The following is a 15,823-nucleotide window of genomic DNA, read 5'->3' as shown; positions in this document are numbered from 1 at the left end:
GTCTGTCTCCTAGAGAATATGACGGATGAGGAAAACGGTCGCGACGCCGAACGCCATGAAGGTGGCGGTGGCGGCAAGCGAGCGTTTCGAGAAGCGGGCGAGGCCGCAGACGCCGTGCCCGCTGGTGCAGCCGGAGCCTAGCCGTGTTCCGAAACCGACGAGGAGACCGGCGAGTGCGAGCAGCCAGCCATTCGCCACGAAGTCGATATCAGGGCGCGGCGCGATGCCGGCGAGTACCACGACACCGGGCAGCAGCAGGCCCGCGAGGAAGGCAACACGCCAGCCGCGATCGCCGCCGGTCAGGCTGAGCGCGCCGCCAAGGATGCCGCTGATTCCGGCGATCCGGCCAAGGCTCGCCATCAGCATAATCGCGGATATGCCGATCATGATGCCGCCAGCAGTGGCGCTGAGCGGGGTGAAATTGTCCATTTCCATCAGACTCCTCTATCAGGGGTAATAACAATTGACATAACTGTAAAACGTATTATGTTTTGTGGCAAGTGACTATTGACAAACAAACGAAAGACCCATCGTGACCGACATCGAGACAGTCCAGCCAAGCCAGGAACGGGTTCTCGCCTCAATCGACACCCTTGCGCCCGATTTCGAGGCGCGCACGACGATGGGGCCGATCCGCCTGTCCGATCATCGCGGCCGCTGGGTCGTCCTGTTCTCCCATCCGGCTGACTTCACCCCGGTCTGCACCTCCGAGTTCATCGCGTTCCAGAACGCGGCGGGCCGGTTCGAGGCCCTGAATTGCCGGCTCATGGGACTGTCCGTAGACAGCCTTTTTGCCCACCTTGCCTGGGTGCGCGATATCGACGCCCGTTTCGGGGTGCGTATCGGCTTTCCGATCATCGAGGATATGTCGATGGCAATCTCGCGCGCCTATGGCATGGTGCATGAGGGATCCAGTTCCACCGCCGCCGTACGCTCGGTGTTTTTCATCGATCCGGAGGGCTATGTCCGCGCGATTGTGCATTATCCCCTGAATGTCGGGCGCTCGGTCGCAGAGATCGTCCGGGTGCTGTCCGCCTTGCAGGAGACCGACGCACATCCGGTCTCGACGCCGGAGGGCTGGAAGCCGGGAGACCGGGCGGTCCTGCCGCCGCCGCTGACGATGGCCGAGGCTGATGACAGGGACGACGGGCAAGCCGGTGCGGCGTGGTATTATACTGCCGCCGGGGAGGCGTCATGACGCCTGATACGCAAGACCTCTCGAGGATGGCGGATGAGGCGACGATCCTGCTGAAATCCTTCGCCCATCCGGCCCGGCTTTTGATCTGCTGCCAATTGCGTGACCGGGAAATGTCGGTCAGCGAGATCGAGCAAAGCCTCGATATCCGCCAGCCGCGCCTGTCGCGTGAACTGGCCAAGCTGCGCGAAGAAGGCATGGTCGAGACGCGGCGCGAAGCCAAGTCTGTTTACTATACGCTGTCTACGGACCAGCGTGTGCGTGGCATGATGGACGCGATCTGCGCCGTCATGCTGGGCAAGCCTGGCCCGGCGGCAGCGGCCCCTTCCCGGGGCAAGAAGGACGCCCCGGGATCAAGAATGGCCAAGCAGGGCGGGTCAAGCCTTTTCGCCCGTGTACGGACAGAGCAAGCCTGACAGAAATATGGAGAGCCAGATGAATACGCCTGAAGTTACCGGTTTTTTTGACGAAGCAACCAACACGATCAGCTATGTCGTCGCGGACCCGCAGACGGGCAACGCCGCCGTCATCGATTCGCTTCTTGATTACGATGCCGCCTCGGGGCGCACCAGCACGACATCCGCCGACCGGATGATCGCCTTTGTCCGGGAGCGTGGCTATGAGGTCGAGTGGATCATCGATACCCATGTGCACGCGGATCACCTGACCGCCGCGCCCTATATCAAGAAGGCGCTCGGCGGCAAGACGGCGATCGGCGAGCATATCGCCACCGTGCAGAAAGTGTTCGGCAAGATTTTCAACGAGGGGCAGTCCTTCCATACCGATGGCAGCCAGTTCGATCATCTGTTCAAGGATGGTGAGCCCTATAGCGTCGGGGCGATTCCAGCCCACGCGATTCATACGCCGGGTCATACGCCAGCCTGTATGAGTCATGTCATCGGTGATGCCGTGTTCGTCGGGGATACGATTTTCATGCCGGATTTCGGTACGGCGCGCTGCGATTTTCCCGGCGGCGATGCGGGAACACTTTACGATTCGATTCAGAAGCTGTTCGCGCTGCCCGCCGAGACACGCATGTTCCTGTGCCATGACTACAAGGCCCCGGGCCGTGACGACTATGTCTGGGAAACCACGGTCGGTGAAGAGATGCGCTCGAACATCCATGTGAAAGAAGGCACGTCGCGCGATGAGTTCATCAGAATGCGCACGGAACGCGATGCGACACTGGCAATGCCGACGCTGATCCTGCCATCGGTACAGGTGAACATGCGGGCAGGCGATCTGCCGCCTGCGGAGGAGAATGGCGTGCGGTACATGAAAGTCCCGATCAACGCATTGTAAGGGGGGAGGGCGCAATGGAATTCCGAAAGGTCACGGACAGTTTTACCGTGTCGCCACAGATCGAGCCGGGGGATTTGCGGGAGATCGCGTCCGCCGGCTTTACCACGGTCGTGAACAACAGGCCCGACGGCGAGGAGGATGATCAGTCATCTGCTGCCAGCCTGCTGGCGAGCGCATTGCAGGAGCGGTTGCACTATCGCCATATTCCTGTCGTCGGGTCGGCGATCTCGGACGAGGACGTTTCGGATTTCCGCGCAGTTCTGGATGAGGCCTATGGACCGGTATTCGCGTTCTGCCGCTCCGGCATGCGGTCGATGAAGCTGTGGGCGCTTGCCAATGCCGGGCGCTATTCCGCCGACGAGATCATCAAGCTCGCCAGGCGTGCAGGTTACGACCTCGAGCCGATGGCGCCGCTTCTGAAAAAATCATAAGATCACCTTGCGGAGGAAAATATGTCTCGACATGACGTGATAATCATAGGCGGCGGTGCCGCAGGCCTGTCGACAGCGGCAAGCCTTCTGTCTCGCCGGCGCAGTCTCGATATCGTCATCGTCGAGCCCGCGCCAAAGCATTATTACCAGCCGGGATGGACGCTTGTCGGCGGCGGCGTCTTCAAGCCGCAAGAGACCGAACGCGAGATGAAAGATCTCATTCCGTCAGGGGCCCGATGGAAGAAGGCCGCGGTCACCGAGTTTTTCCCTGAGCGCAATGCAATCGCTCTCGATAATGGCGAGGAGCTGAGCTATGAGGCGCTTGTCGTTGCGCCGGGACTGAAGCTCAACTGGGCAGGAATTGCCGGGCTGGAGGATGCTCTGGGCCGAAACGGTGTCACCTCGAACTATCGCTATGACCTTGCGCCGTATACGTGGGAGCTTGTACAAACTGTCAGCAGCGGCAGGGCGCTCTTCACCCAGCCACCGATGCCGATCAAATGCGCAGGCGCACCGCAAAAAGCGATGTATCTGTCGTGCGATGCCTGGCTGAAGCGCGGTGTGCTGGAAGATATTGACGTAGAATTTCACAATGCCGGCGGCGTGCTGTTCGGCGTACAGACCTATGTGCCGGCTCTGATGGACTATGTCGAGAAATACGGGATCGATCTTTGTTTCTTCGACAATCTGATATCCGTGGATGGTGATCGAAAGGTGGCGGCCTTCGAGCGCAAGCGCGATGACAAGATAGAAATCATCGAACGTGGTTTTGACATGATACATGTCTGTCCGCCGCAGACGGCGCCGGATTTCATTGCTCGCAGTCCGTTGGCCAATGAGGCCGGATGGGTCGATGTCGATCAGCATACGATGACCCACAACAAGTACGCCAATATTTTCGGTCTTGGCGATGCCGCTTCCACGCCCAATGCCAAGACGGCCGCCGCCGCCCGCAAGCAGGCGCCGATCGTCGCCGTGAATACCCTCCAGCATCTCGACGGCAAGGACCCAAGAGCGATGTATGATGGCTACGGATCATGTCCGTTGACGGTCGAGCGTGGCAAGATCGTTCTGGCCGAGTTCGGCTATGGCGGAACCTTGCTGCCATCCTTCCCGTCATGGCTTCTCGACGGGACGAAAGCGACAGGCAGTGCCTGGTTCCTGAAGGAGAGGATGCTGCCGCCGATCTATTGGAAGGGAATGCTGAAAGGCAAGGAGTGGATGGTGAAACCGAAACTGATAGATCAGCCGCTCTGATCATTGATCCGCCGACACCCGAAAGCCGCCGGAGGCGGATACAGATGCAATTTCGACCATCAAGATATTTCCCGATCCTCGGCTGGGCGCGTCATTACAAGGGCGAGACATTCGTCAATGATGCCGTTGCGGCGGTGATCGTCACGATCATGCTGATCCCGCAATCGCTGGCCTATGCGATGCTGGCCGGGCTGCCGCCCCAGATTGGCCTGTATGCCTCGATCCTGCCACTGATCGCCTATGCGATCTTCGGTACCAGCCGCACGCTCGCTGTCGGGCCGGTTGCCATCCTGTCGCTGATGACGGCGGCCGCGGCGGGAAAGATCGCGGCCGCCGGCAGCGCCGAATATATCGAGGCAGCCTTGATCCTCGCCTTCCTGTCGGGGCTGATGCTGTTGTTGCTGGGGGTGTTCCGGCTCGGCTTCCTCGCCAATTTCCTCAGCCATCCGGTCATTTCCGGCTTTATCACGGCGTCGGGCATCATCATTGCCGCATCGCAGCTGAAGCATATTCTCGGCATATCCGCCCACGGACATACACTGCCGACCCTGATCGCCTCGATCGTTTCCCATCTCGGCGCCATCAATATACCGACGGTCATCATCGGCGGATCGTCGCTCCTGTTCCTGTTCTGGGCGCGGGGCATGCTCAAGGACATGCTGGTCAAGGCGGGGTTGGCTGTGAAGCCAGCGATGATCATCGCCAGGGCCGGGCCGGTTTTCGCTGTCATTGCCAGTATCGTCGCTGTCGCCGCGATGGGTCTTGACGGGCAGGGGGTCAGGATATTGGGGTCCGTACCCGGATCTTTGCCGTCGCTCGGCATGCCTGACTTCAACGCAGATGTCTGGACGCAGCTCGCCGGCTCAGCGGGGCTTATCGCCCTTATCGGTTTCGTCGAGTCCGTGTCCGTTGCCAAGACGCTGGCGGCCAAGCGGCGCCAGCGCATCGATCCGAACCAGGAGTTGATCGCCCTGGGGGCGGCGAGCCTGTCGGCAGGTATTTCCAGCGGCTATCCGGTGACGGGCGGGCTCGCGCGATCGGCGGTAAATTTCGATGCCGGGGCCGAAACCCCGGCTGCCGGCGCCTTCACGGCGGCCGGCATCGCCCTTGCGACACTGTTCCTGACGCCATACCTCTTCTATCTGCCGCAGGCCGTTCTCGCCGCGACGATCATTGTCGCGGTACTTTCGCTCGTCGATTTCCCGCAGATCGTGAATGTCTGGCGCTATTCGAAAACAGATTTCGCGGCAATGGCCGCAACGATCGTGGTGACGCTGGGGTTCGGTGTCGAACTGGGGGTGACCACCGGCGTTGCCCTGTCGCTGTTCCTGCACCTGTATAATACCAGCCGGCCGCATTTCGCGATCGTTGGCCAGGTGCCAGGTACCCATCATTTCCGCAATGTCAACCGGCATGAAGTCGCCATATCGCCAGCAGTCGTCACGATACGGATCGATGAGAGCCTCTACTTCGCCAATGCGCGGTTCCTGGAAGACCTTGTCTATGGCATTATCGGCAACAGGCCCGCTATCAGGCATCTCGTGCTGATGTGTCCGGCGGTCAACAAGATCGATGCCAGCGCGCTGGAAAGTCTAGAAGCCATCAATGACCGGCTGAACGACACCGGGGTGTGCCTGCACCTGTCCGAAGTCAAGGGACCGGTAATGGACAGGCTCAAGGATACCCGCTTCCTGAAGGGCCTGACGGGGAAGGTGTTTCTCGACCAGTTCGAGGCGATGTCGGCGCTCGATCATGACGGCACGCAGGCGGCGATTGACAGGCGGGCACCGGTGACGAACCCCGCCGCGGTGCCGAGACCGTCCAGCATCATCGCTGGAGTGGACTAGATCCCTGCAACCCTCTGTCGAAGCATTCTAACGCAGGGTAGCACTTACTCATCCGTGGCGACCGGCATGCCCACTGGCTTACTGATCTTGCTGCTGGCGCCGGCACGCGGATTGTCGTCCTTGATCGCGAGGTTGATTTTCAGCCCGTGCGGGTGGTTCGGGGCGAGGTCGAAGCGGAAATTGTCGCGATAGGAAGAGCGCAGGCGCTGTTCGACATTACGCAGGCCGATGCCGGTCGAGCGCTCGTCATCGCCGGTCTTGGCGAAGTCGATGCCGGGGCCTGTATCGGCAATGCATAGCTCCAGCCAGCCATTCTCGACCCGGCCCTCAAGGGTGATCCGGGTCGGCTTCAGGCTACGCCCGACGGCGTATTTCATCGCATTCTCGAACAGGGGCTGAAGCAGGAAGCTCGGCACGATGAAGCGCTCGGCCTCGCTGGTGAGCGAAAACTCGGTTTGCAGACGGTCACCGAAACGCAGCTTCTCGATGCTGAGATAGAGGTCCAGCACGTCGATCTCCTCTGCGAGCGTATGTTCCAGTTCGTCATTGTGCTCGAGGCTGACACGCAGGAAGTCGGCGATGCGCGAGAGCATCTGCGCCGCGTTGTCAGCTTCGCCCTTGCGCACCAGCAGGGTGACCGAGTTCAGCGCATTGAACAGGAAATGCGGGTTGATCTGGTATTTCAACATCCGCAGGCGCGCCTCGCGATAGAGGCTCTCGGCGGTCAGGCGCTTGACGCTTTCCTCCTGGGCAAGGCTCTTGGCTTCGAGCACGTCGCGCTGTGCCGCGATGGCCAGTTCCCGCTGTTCCATCAGCTGGCGGTAATATTTCAGGGCATGATAGCAGAAGATCCAGGAGCCGAAGACGATGACGGAGGCAAACAGCCAGCCGCCATAATCCTTCGGATTGACGATCTCGGCGGTCAGCCACTGGAAGGTGATCAGCCGCAGGAAGGTCCAGGCGAGGCTCGCGCCGAGGATTGCGCCGACATTGATCAGGATACGACTGACCAGCGGCTTCTCCCATGCCGCCGAGGCGATCCAGCGCAAGGGGTGGCTGACGAGCAGGCCGAGGATCGATTGCAGAATGGTGTGAAAGGCCGGCGTCCACTGACCGGGATTGTACCACAGGGTCAGGCTGAAATAGCTCAGCATCGTCATCGCTGACCAGCCGGCGATCTGGAACAGCCAGTACTGATGACCCGGCGAGGCGAGTCGCGGCTGGATATATTGATCGAAAGTGGTCTGCATGAAGCGTTTCCGTCTGACTGCCCTCAGGGTGGGAGAATTGGCTGCGTCAAGTCAAGCAGGCAGTGGCCGGGCTCGTCGCGGCCCCGGGCCGGGCCGGCTGATAAACGGTTTGGCAGTCACGGGCACCGACCCTATAGTTCCCGACCAAAGGATGGGAGATATGCTCAGAACAATCGTGTGCGACGATGAATTGCCGGCGCTGGAACTGGCGACATCGCTGTTGAAGGACACCGGGGCGGTGGAGATCGTCATGTCCTGCCAGTCCATCATCGACGCTTTGGAAGTGATCAATGAGGGTGGCATCGACCTTGTCGTGCTCGACATCGAGATGCCAGAACTGGGCGGCGTCGATGCCTCCAAACACATGCGTGTCGATCCCAAGCCGCTGCTGGTCTTCGCCACGGCGCACGCCGAATATGCGGTCGATGCCTTCGGTGTCGACGCCATCGATTACCTGATGAAGCCGCTCGATCCGGAACGGGTCGGCAAGGCGGTGGAAAAAGCCGTCAGGCTCAATTCACTGATCGCGTCGACGGAGATGGGCAATGACAAGGCCGATTCGCCTCAGCCCGAGCGCAGTGGCATGCTGAAGGTCAAGGATGCCGGCCATGTCTACTTCATCCCCTATGAGGACGTCTATTCGATCGAAGCGGCGGGGGACTATTCGCTGATCCACACGCCATCGCGCGAATATGCCCTGCGCAGGACGTTGCGGGCGCTGGAAAAGCAGTTGCCGGACGATCTCTTCGTGCGCGTTCACCGTTCCACCATCATCTCCGCGCGGCATGTGCGGGAAGTGCGCCTGCTGGCCAAGGGTGAGGCGCTGGTAACGCTCACAAATGGCGTTGCGGTCAAGGTCAGCCGCAGCTATCGCGACGCCGTTCACCGGTTGACGGGCGAGGCCTGACCGCGGGACGGTCGGGCGCGATTGCGCCGTGCACGATCCGTCCTGCCGCAGCAAGCGGCCATTCGACCGCACAGATATTGCGGTCTTTCCCATATCGGTAAATCGTTCCCCCACGTCTGTTTTGACCGGTCCAGCCGGACTCCATTTCAGGCATTGATGAGAAAAAACTACCTCTGGGACGGAAACAATGATCAGGAAATTCCTTGCCGGCCTCGCCGTGATGGCTGGCCTTTCTCCAGTTTTTTCGCCGGTCGCTGCCCTCGCGCAGGATGATGTCGAGCGGCAGATCGATGCGCTGCTCGCAGAGATGACTCTGGAGGAGAAAATCGGCCAGTTGACCCAATACAGCTCTTTCTGGGACGCGACGGGCCCCGCCCCGCAAGGCGGTGAACAGGAAGAAAAGTTCGACCAGGTACGCGACGGCCGTGTCGGCTCGATGCTGAATGTCGTCGGCCGCGACGAGGTTCGGGCGGTGCAGGAACTTGCGGTCGAGGATTCGCGGCTCGGTATCCCGCTGATCTTTGGCTATGACGTGGTGCATGGGCATAAGACAATCTTCCCGATCCCGCTGGCCGAGGCCGCGAGCTGGGACCTCGACCTGATCGAACAGAGCGCCCGTATCGCCGCTATCGAGGCCGCGGCCCAGGGTCTGAACTGGACCTTCGCCCCCATGGTCGACATCTCGCGCGACCCGCGCTGGGGCCGCGTCATGGAAGGGGCGGGGGAGGATCCCTATCTCGGTTCGCGCGTTGCCGTTGCCCGGGTCAACGGGTTCCAGGGCGATGATCTGTCAGCGGACGACACGATCGCGGCGACAATCAAGCATCTCGCCGGGTACGGCTTTTCCGAGGGCGGGCGCGATTACAACACTGTCGATGTCGGTTCGGTGACGCTGCACAATATCATCCTGCCGCCGTTCAAGGCCGCCATTGACGAGGCCAATGTGCGCACCGCGATGAACTCGTTCAACACGCTGAACGGCGTGCCCGCGACAGGTGATTCCTATCTCCAGCGCGACCTGCTGAAAGGGGCGTGGGGCTTTGACGGTTTCATCGTGTCCGACTGGGGGTCCGGGCGTGAAATGATCGATCACGGCTTTGCCGCGAGCGAGCGGGATGCGGCGGAACTGGCGATCGAGGCGGGGTCGGACATGGACATGGAATCCTATGTCTACCGCGATCACCTGGCTGACCTGGTTGAGAGCGGCGATGTCGATATCGCGCTGGTCGACGATGCCGTGAGGCGGGTGCTGCGCGTCAAGCATGAGCTTGGCCTTTTCGCTGACCCCTACCGCTATGTCGATGATCCGGCTCAGGAGGATATCCTGATGGCACCGGCGCACCGCGCAATCGCGCTTGAGGTGGCGAAGGACTCCATCGTGCTGCTGAAAAACGAGGACAGCCTGCTGCCGCTGAAGCAAGGCGAGAAAATCGCCCTGATCGGCGCGCTCGCCGCCGACAAGGATACCCCGCTCGGAAACTGGCGCGCCGCCGGGGAGAGCGACACAGCAGTCTCGGTCGTGGAAGGGTTCGAGGCTGCCGGCGTCGATTTCACCTATCGCGAAGGGGCTGCCGTGCAGGTCGGCGAAGCCGGCTTCCCGCAGCCTGTGGTGGTCAATACGAGCGACCGCAGCGGCTTCGACGCCGCCGTTGCCGCCGCGCGCAAGGCCGACAAGGTCGTCCTGGTCCTTGGCGAGGACGGCCTGCAAAGCGGGGAAGGGCGCTCGCGATCCGATATCGGTCTTCCCGGTGTTCAACAGGAATTGCTCGAGGCCGTCCATGCCGCCAATCCCGCGACGGTGCTGGTAGTGATGAGCGGCCGTCCGCTGATCCTCGACTGGGCCGATGCCAATATTCCCGCCATCGTGCAGGCCTGGCATCTGGGGCATGAGAGCGGTCACGCCATTGCGAGTGTGGTGACCGGCGCGCATAACCCCGGCGGCAAGCTGCCGATGAGCTTCCCGCGTTCTGTCGGGCAGATCCCGGTCTATTACAATTACCTGAATACCGGCCGCCCCGGGCCGCTGGAAAACGAGGTCTTCTGGTCGCATTACAATGACCTGCCGAACACCCCGCTCTATCCGTTCGGCCATGGCCTCAGCTATACCGGCTTTGCCTATTCAGAGCTCGAGATAGTGCAAAACGCTGGCGCCGTGACGGTGTCGGTCATGGTGGAGAACACCGGCGAGATGGCGGGTGAGGAAGTCGTGCAGCTTTACCTGCGTGATCCCGTGGCCAGCGTCGCCCGCCCGGTCAGGGAGCTGAAGGGATTTGAAAAGGTCATGCTCGTCCCGGGCGAGATCACGCAGGTGACCTTCGAGCTCAGCGGCGCCGAGCTGGGATTTTATGATCAGCATGGGAACTTCACGGTCGAGTATGGCGCATTCGAGGTCTATGTCGGCGGCTCGTCGATGGCTGACCTGGGTGCCAGCTTTACCCGCACTGGCGACTGACAATTCGGTATTGCGATAGCGCTATCATTAAGCGGAAGGGCTGCTCCGCACCCGTCCGTTTTCGATTCTGCACACCGGGAAAATGGCCGATCCGTGCCTGCGTACCCGGCCTTCGCGTGGCCTCAAAGCCCATTGTTAGCGTTGAACATTTCCGTTTTGCCGCAGCATCTGTCCGTCCCACCGCAAATCAATTGAAGCCGTACCGGGCAATGGATCACCATAAGAAAAAATATCCGTCAGCACGGCATGCGCTCGTGGAAGGCGGCAAGGAGGACTTCGGACTTACGGTTCATTCAATGGGCAAAAGCGGGCAGGAGATCCTGCCTGGGGCGTGTACCCGTCATAACTTTGCGCACGGTGGAACCCGGTGTTTCAAGACAAAAAATCAAACCACCTAACGACAATCAGAGGGAGGATTACCATGATCAAGACCAATAACCTGAGGGGCGTGAAGCTCTCCATCGCGCTGATGGGCGGTGTTTCGGCACTGTCCCTGGCCATGCCGGCGGCTGCGCAGGACAGCAATGATGCGGATAATATCGAGGATTCGCAGGCCCAGGCAGAAGACATCATCATCGTCCAGGGCATCCGCCAGTCGCTGGAGGCATCCTCCGACGTCAAGCGCAATTCGCAAGGCGTCGTCGATGCGATCACGGCGGAAGACATCGGCAAGTTCCCGGATACCAACCTTGCCGAATCGCTGCAGCGGGTCACGGGCGTTTCCATCAACCGCCAGAATGGCGAAGGCAGCCAGGTCACCGTTCGCGGCTTCGGGCCGGACTTCAACCTCGTCCTGCTGAATGGCCGCCAGATGCCGACCGCCTTCCTGACCGGCGGCGCACCGGCCTCGCGCAGCTTCGATTTCGGCAATCTCGCCTCCGAAGGCATCGCCAGCGTCCGTGTCTACAAGACCGGCCGCGCTGCCGTGCCGACCGGTGGTATCGGGTCTACGCTGAACATCCTGACGGCCCGTCCGCTGGATGCGCCGGGCATGCGCTTTTCAGTCGGCGCCAAGGGCGTGATCGACGATTCCGTAACCGAACTCGGCGACGGCACCTCATTCACACCGGAATATTCCGGCATCTATTCCAACACCTTCGCCGATGACACGTTCGGCGTTGCGGTTGTCGGTAGCTATCAGAAGCGTGACAGCGGCTTTGCCCAGTTCGCGACGCCCGATGGCTGGCGCGGCGCCTATCTCGGCTCGGAAAACAACTGGGGCACGCTGCCCCAGCCGCCTGCCGATACCCAGGTAACCAACCGCCCGGGCCCGGATGACATCTATTCCGTGCCGCAAAGCTCCAATTACTCGCTGACCGATATCAGCCGCGAGCGGATCAATGGCCAGCTCGCCCTGCAATATCGCCCGATCGAAACGCTGACGGCGACGCTCGATTACTTCTATTCCCAGAACAAGGTCGAGACACGCCGGTCCGACCTGTCGGTCTGGTTCAACCACGGTAATACGACGAGCGCATGGGGCGATGGTCCGATCTCGGACATCGTCTTCTATAACGAAGATTTCGCGCCGGGCACGACGGATCTTTCCATGGGGGCGGCGCGCTTTGCCACCGTCAGCGAGAACAATTCCCTTGGCTTCAATGTCGAATGGGAAGCCACGGACAATCTCAGCTTCGAGCTCGACGTGCATGATTCCAGCGCTGAATCCGGCAATGACAGCCCGTTCGGAACCGCAGGGGTTCTGGGCACGGCAGACTTCTCATTGAACTATCAGGGGGTCGATTTCTCGTCGGATCTTCCAACCCTGTCTCTTGGCTGGGAAGACCCCTTCACGGATATCAGCGCCGACCGCATGAGAGCGACCGGGGCGACCATCCAGGACAGTTTCATCCGTACGGAAATCCAGCAGATCCAGCTGGTCAGTACCTATGAGTTCGACAATTCGATCGTGCGCAGTGTCGATTTCGGCGTGTCGTCTACGACCAATGATTACCGGTCCACTTTCTCCAACAACCAGCGTGACAGCTGGGGCGGTGTCGGTACGCCCGAGGATTATCCGGACGATATCTGGCAGCGCGCCGACCTGGCGAGCAATTTCGACCAGTTCGATGGCTACAAGGATACGTTCCAAGACTTCTTTATCATCGATTTCGATCGCCTGGCGGCGGCTCTGGATCAGCCGATCGGTGGCTTTGCCCCGCTTTGTGGCGGCACTGGCACCTGTATCAACCCGATCCTGGAAACCGACCGCCGGACACAGGAAGAGAGCCTTGCGGCCTTCTTCGAGGTCGACACCGAGTTCATGCTCGGTGCGTGGCCGGCGTCCGTCGTCGGCGGTGTGCGCTACGAGGAAACGGAGGTCACGTCCGAGGCTCTCGTGCCGATCCCGACCGGTACGCAATGGGTCGCCGTTAACGAATTCGGCTTCCTTGGCACCAACAACCCGGACAATCGGGACTTCACCGAGCTTACCGGCGAATATGACTTCATCCTTCCGGCCATCGACTTCCAGGTCGAGCCACGCGAGGATGTCGTGCTGCGGGCTTCCTACAGCAAGACGATGACACGCCCGAGCTATGCGGATATTCAGGGCGGCCAGACCTTTGCGCCGATCTTCCGCATCGACGGCGCGCAGGGCTCAGCCGGCAACCCGGCACTGGAACCCTTCCTCTCGACCAATATCGATTTCTCGGCCGAGTGGTACTATGAAAACGGCAGCTATCTCTCTGCCGGTTACTTCAACAAGGAAGTCGAGAATTTCATAGGCAATGAAGTTGTCGGTGGCCAGACGCCATTCGATGTGTATACGCCCTATCAGGGTGAGCGATATGATGCTGCGGTCGCCGCGCTGGGGACGACCGACGCGGAAGCGATCCGCCAGTGGATCTTCGAGAATGCTGATCCGTCGACATTCGAGATCACCGGCGGCACGCCAGGTGCCTATGTCGGCAACATCTTCGGTGTGGCAGGCGAGGATCCGCTGCTTGAATTCCGCATTTCCCGTCCGGTCAATGATGACCAAACCAAGACAGTCGATGGCTGGGAATTTGCCTGGCAGCACCTGCTCGGCGATACCGGTTTCGGCTGGATCCTGAACTACACGCTGGTCGATGGCGATGTCGAGTTCGACAATCTGTCCGTACCCATCAGCGGTGACGTTCAGACGCCGCTTCTGGGCCTGTCGAACAGCTATAACGTCATCGGCTTCTATGACAGGAACGGCTTCCAGGTCCGGGCCGCCTACAACTGGCGTGACAAGTTCCTGACGTCCGCGACTGGTGTCAGCGGTACGCCGAACAACCCGCTCTACGTCGAAGACTATGGACAGCTTGACGTGAATGCCAGCTATGACGTGACCGACCGGATCACCGTCTTTGCCGAAGGCATCAACGTCACCAACGAAACCTCCCGTGTCGTTGGCAGATCGGCGGCCTATGTGAACTTTGCGACACAGACCGGCCCCCGCTACGCCGTCGGCGCACGCTTCTCTTTCTAGTTTCCCGGAAAGAGTACTGCCCCCCGCGCAACCCGCGGGGGGTTTTTTCGTTTCGCGACTGCCGCAACGACAATGTCGCGTTAACATCGCCGCCATACTGTTCTACACTGAGGCCAACGATAAGAAGTCTCCATATCGGGAGGAGGATACGACTTGAGAAGGCCAATAAAACGTGTCGTGATCATTGGCGGAGGTACTGCCGGCTGGCTGACGGCCGGGGTTCTCGCTGCCGATCATTGCGCGTGGAAAGAGGCCGGTCTCGATGTCACCCTGATCGAGTCGCCCGACGTGCCGATCCTTGGGGTCGGGGAGGGCACATGGCCGAGCTTGCGCGACACGCTGCGCCGTATCGGCCTTTCCGAAACCGATTTCATCCGCCGCTGCAATGCCAGTTTCAAGCAAGGCTCGCGCTTCGACGGCTGGGTCGATGGCAGTGCATCCGACAGCTATTTCCATCCCTTCAGCGCCCCACCGGACCCTGACGATATTTCCTGCCTTGCCGTATGGCAGGCAGCGCCCGAAGGCACGCCGTTCGGTGACGCCATCAGCGCGCAGGTGACCCTTTGTCGCGAGGGAAAGGCGCCCAAGCAGGCCGCGACACCGGAATATGCCGCCGTTGCCAATTATGCCTATCACCTCGATGCCGGTGCCTTTGCCGAGTTGCTGCGTGAGCATTGCACGACGCGTCTCGGCGTCAATCATGTCAGGGATACTGTCAGCGGCATCAATGTTCGCGACACTGGCGATATCGCGTCGGTGGAGACGAAGCAATTCGGGCCTGTCGCGGGCGATCTCTTCATCGACTGCACCGGCAGCCGTGCGCTGCTGATTGGTGACCACTTAGACAGTCCACTGACGGATGTATCCGATATCCTCTTTAACGACCGGGCTCTCGCCTTGCACGTGCCTTATGATGGCGAACGGACACCGATAGAATCGCAAACGGTCGGTACGGCACTTGCCGCCGGATGGGTGTGGGATATCGGCCTGCAATCGCGCCGTGGTGTAGGGTATGTGCATTCATCCAGTCATATCAGCGAAGATGAAGCCTGCGCTGCCCTCGACGCCTATCTGCAGAAGACCGCGCCTGGCGCCGGCGTGCGCAGCGACGACGCGCGGCTGATCCGGTTTCGCTCTGCCTACCGCAAGCAGCCATGGCGCGGCAATTGCGTCGCCGTCGGCATGGCTGCCGGGTTCGTCGAGCCGCTCGAGGCTTCGGCTATCGTTATGGTCGAGCTTTCCGCCGACATGATCAGCCGACTGCTACCGTTCGGCGAGGGACAGCTCGCGCAATCGGCGCAACAGTTCAATGACCGCTTTGCCTATCGCTGGGAGCGTATCGTCGACTTCCTGAAGCTGCATTATGTCCTCAGTAAACGGATGGAGCCATACTGGCGCGATCATCGCGACCCGGCGAGCTGGCCGGAGAAGCTGGCGGCACTGCTGGAGCGCTGGCGCCACGGGCCGCCATCGCGCGATGATTTTCCGCAGAGTCAGGAAATCTTCCCCGCTGCGAGCTATGCCTATGTGCTTTATGGCATGGGCGTTGAAACGGCCTTCCCCGAGACGCTGCGCCGTCAGGACGATCCGGCGCTTGCCCGGCGTCACCATGATGACATAACGACGATGACCCGGCGGTTCCTTGCCGGGCTGCCCACCAACCGGCAATTGCTCGATCACATCCTGCAGGTCGGGCTTACCAGAGTTTAGGGTCGCTTTCCCGCG

General features: G+C 60.7%; 12 protein-coding genes. 10 read left to right on the top strand and 2 right to left on the bottom strand.

The features are described from left to right. Window positions 1-9: 9 nt before the first annotated feature. Window positions 10-429, bottom strand: a complete 420-nt coding sequence (locus IEV88_RS07915) for a YeeE/YedE family protein (RefSeq protein ID WP_188158963.1) — start codon at window positions 427-429, stop codon at window positions 10-12. A gap of 100 nt (window positions 430-529) precedes the next feature. Here IEV88_RS07915 and IEV88_RS07910 point away from each other — a divergent pair, with 100 nt between their 5' ends. Genes IEV88_RS07910 through IEV88_RS07890 form a run of 6 tightly spaced genes read left to right on the top strand, consistent with a single transcriptional unit; the run spans window position 530 to window position 6,032 of the window. Beyond that, window positions 530-1,198, top strand: coding sequence for a peroxiredoxin (locus IEV88_RS07910; protein WP_188159245.1), 669 nt, complete (start codon window positions 530-532; stop codon window positions 1,196-1,198). After that, window positions 1,195-1,611: an ArsR/SmtB family transcription factor gene (locus IEV88_RS07905; RefSeq protein WP_188158964.1), complete on the top strand. Its 417-nt coding sequence runs from the start codon at window positions 1,195-1,197 to the stop codon at window positions 1,609-1,611. Before IEV88_RS07910 ends, IEV88_RS07905 begins: the two co-directional genes overlap by 4 nt. A 19-nt stretch (window positions 1,612-1,630) precedes the next feature. Next, window positions 1,631-2,497, top strand: a complete 867-nt coding sequence (locus IEV88_RS07900) for an MBL fold metallo-hydrolase (RefSeq protein WP_188158965.1) — start codon at window positions 1,631-1,633, stop codon at window positions 2,495-2,497. A 14-nt stretch (window positions 2,498-2,511) separates the two neighbouring features. Beyond that, window positions 2,512-2,928: a protein tyrosine phosphatase family protein gene (locus tag IEV88_RS15250; RefSeq protein ID WP_206711240.1), complete on the top strand. Its 417-nt coding sequence runs from the start codon at window positions 2,512-2,514 to the stop codon at window positions 2,926-2,928. A 21-nt stretch (window positions 2,929-2,949) separates the two neighbouring features. After that, the gene (locus IEV88_RS07895) at window positions 2,950-4,185 is read left to right on the top strand and encodes an NAD(P)/FAD-dependent oxidoreductase (RefSeq protein WP_206711241.1); all 1,236 of its coding nucleotides are present in this window, start codon (window positions 2,950-2,952) and stop codon (window positions 4,183-4,185) included. A 44-nt stretch (window positions 4,186-4,229) separates the two neighbouring features. Continuing rightward, entirely contained in the window at window positions 4,230-6,032 is a 1,803-nt protein-coding gene (locus IEV88_RS07890; RefSeq protein ID WP_188158966.1) for a SulP family inorganic anion transporter, read from the top strand. A 44-nt stretch (window positions 6,033-6,076) separates the two neighbouring features. Here the strand turns inward: IEV88_RS07890 and IEV88_RS07885 are convergent, their stop codons facing one another. Continuing rightward, the gene (locus IEV88_RS07885; protein ID WP_188158967.1) at window positions 6,077-7,282 is read right to left on the bottom strand and encodes a sensor histidine kinase; all 1,206 of its coding nucleotides are present in this window, start codon (window positions 7,280-7,282) and stop codon (window positions 6,077-6,079) included. Between the two features lie 160 nt (window positions 7,283-7,442). Here IEV88_RS07885 and IEV88_RS07880 point away from each other — a divergent pair, with 160 nt between their 5' ends. From IEV88_RS07880 to IEV88_RS07865, 4 genes are all read left to right on the top strand, one after another. Then, entirely contained in the window at window positions 7,443-8,189 is a 747-nt protein-coding gene (locus tag IEV88_RS07880) for a LytR/AlgR family response regulator transcription factor (RefSeq protein ID WP_188158968.1), read from the top strand. 187 nt (window positions 8,190-8,376) lie between these two features. Continuing rightward, window positions 8,377-10,641, top strand: a complete 2,265-nt coding sequence (gene bglX / locus IEV88_RS07875; protein WP_188158969.1) for a beta-glucosidase BglX — start codon at window positions 8,377-8,379, stop codon at window positions 10,639-10,641. 421 nt (window positions 10,642-11,062) lie between these two features. Beyond that, on the top strand, window positions 11,063-14,098 hold the full coding sequence (locus tag IEV88_RS07870; protein ID WP_206711242.1) for a TonB-dependent receptor: 3,036 nt from the start codon (window positions 11,063-11,065) through the stop codon (window positions 14,096-14,098). Window positions 14,099-14,251: 153 nt separating this feature from the next. After that, window positions 14,252-15,808 (top strand): tryptophan halogenase family protein, encoded by a 1,557-nt coding sequence (locus tag IEV88_RS07865; protein ID WP_188158970.1) that lies wholly within the window; start codon window positions 14,252-14,254, stop codon window positions 15,806-15,808. The last annotated feature ends 15 nt before the right edge of the window (window positions 15,809-15,823 follow it).

Origin of the sequence: Aquisalinus flavus (assembly GCF_014640095.1) — a bacterium.
Classification (GTDB): Bacteria; Pseudomonadota; Alphaproteobacteria; order Caulobacterales; family Parvularculaceae; genus Aquisalinus; species Aquisalinus flavus.
This window is presented reverse-complemented; position numbering and strand designations above follow the sequence as displayed.

Bases quoted from the DNA above. Each gene is read 5' to 3' on its own strand.
- IEV88_RS07915 (WP_188158963.1), bottom strand. From the start codon at position 429: ATGGACAATTTCACCCCGCTCAGCGCCACTGCTGGCGGCATCATGATC.
- IEV88_RS07905 (WP_188158964.1), top strand. From the start codon at position 1,195: ATGACGCCTGATACGCAAGACCTCTCGAGGATGGCGGATGAGGCGACG.
- IEV88_RS07900 (WP_188158965.1), top strand. From the start codon at position 1,631: ATGAATACGCCTGAAGTTACCGGTTTTTTTGACGAAGCAACCAACACG.
- IEV88_RS15250 (WP_206711240.1), top strand. From the start codon at position 2,512: ATGGAATTCCGAAAGGTCACGGACAGTTTTACCGTGTCGCCACAGATC.
- IEV88_RS07895 (WP_206711241.1), top strand. From the start codon at position 2,950: ATGTCTCGACATGACGTGATAATCATAGGCGGCGGTGCCGCAGGCCTG.
- IEV88_RS07890 (WP_188158966.1), top strand. From the start codon at position 4,230: ATGCAATTTCGACCATCAAGATATTTCCCGATCCTCGGCTGGGCGCGT.
- IEV88_RS07885 (WP_188158967.1), bottom strand. From the start codon at position 7,282: ATGCAGACCACTTTCGATCAATATATCCAGCCGCGACTCGCCTCGCCG.
- IEV88_RS07880 (WP_188158968.1), top strand. From the start codon at position 7,443: ATGCTCAGAACAATCGTGTGCGACGATGAATTGCCGGCGCTGGAACTG.
- bglX (WP_188158969.1), top strand. From the start codon at position 8,377: ATGATCAGGAAATTCCTTGCCGGCCTCGCCGTGATGGCTGGCCTTTCT.
- IEV88_RS07870 (WP_206711242.1), top strand. From the start codon at position 11,063: ATGATCAAGACCAATAACCTGAGGGGCGTGAAGCTCTCCATCGCGCTG.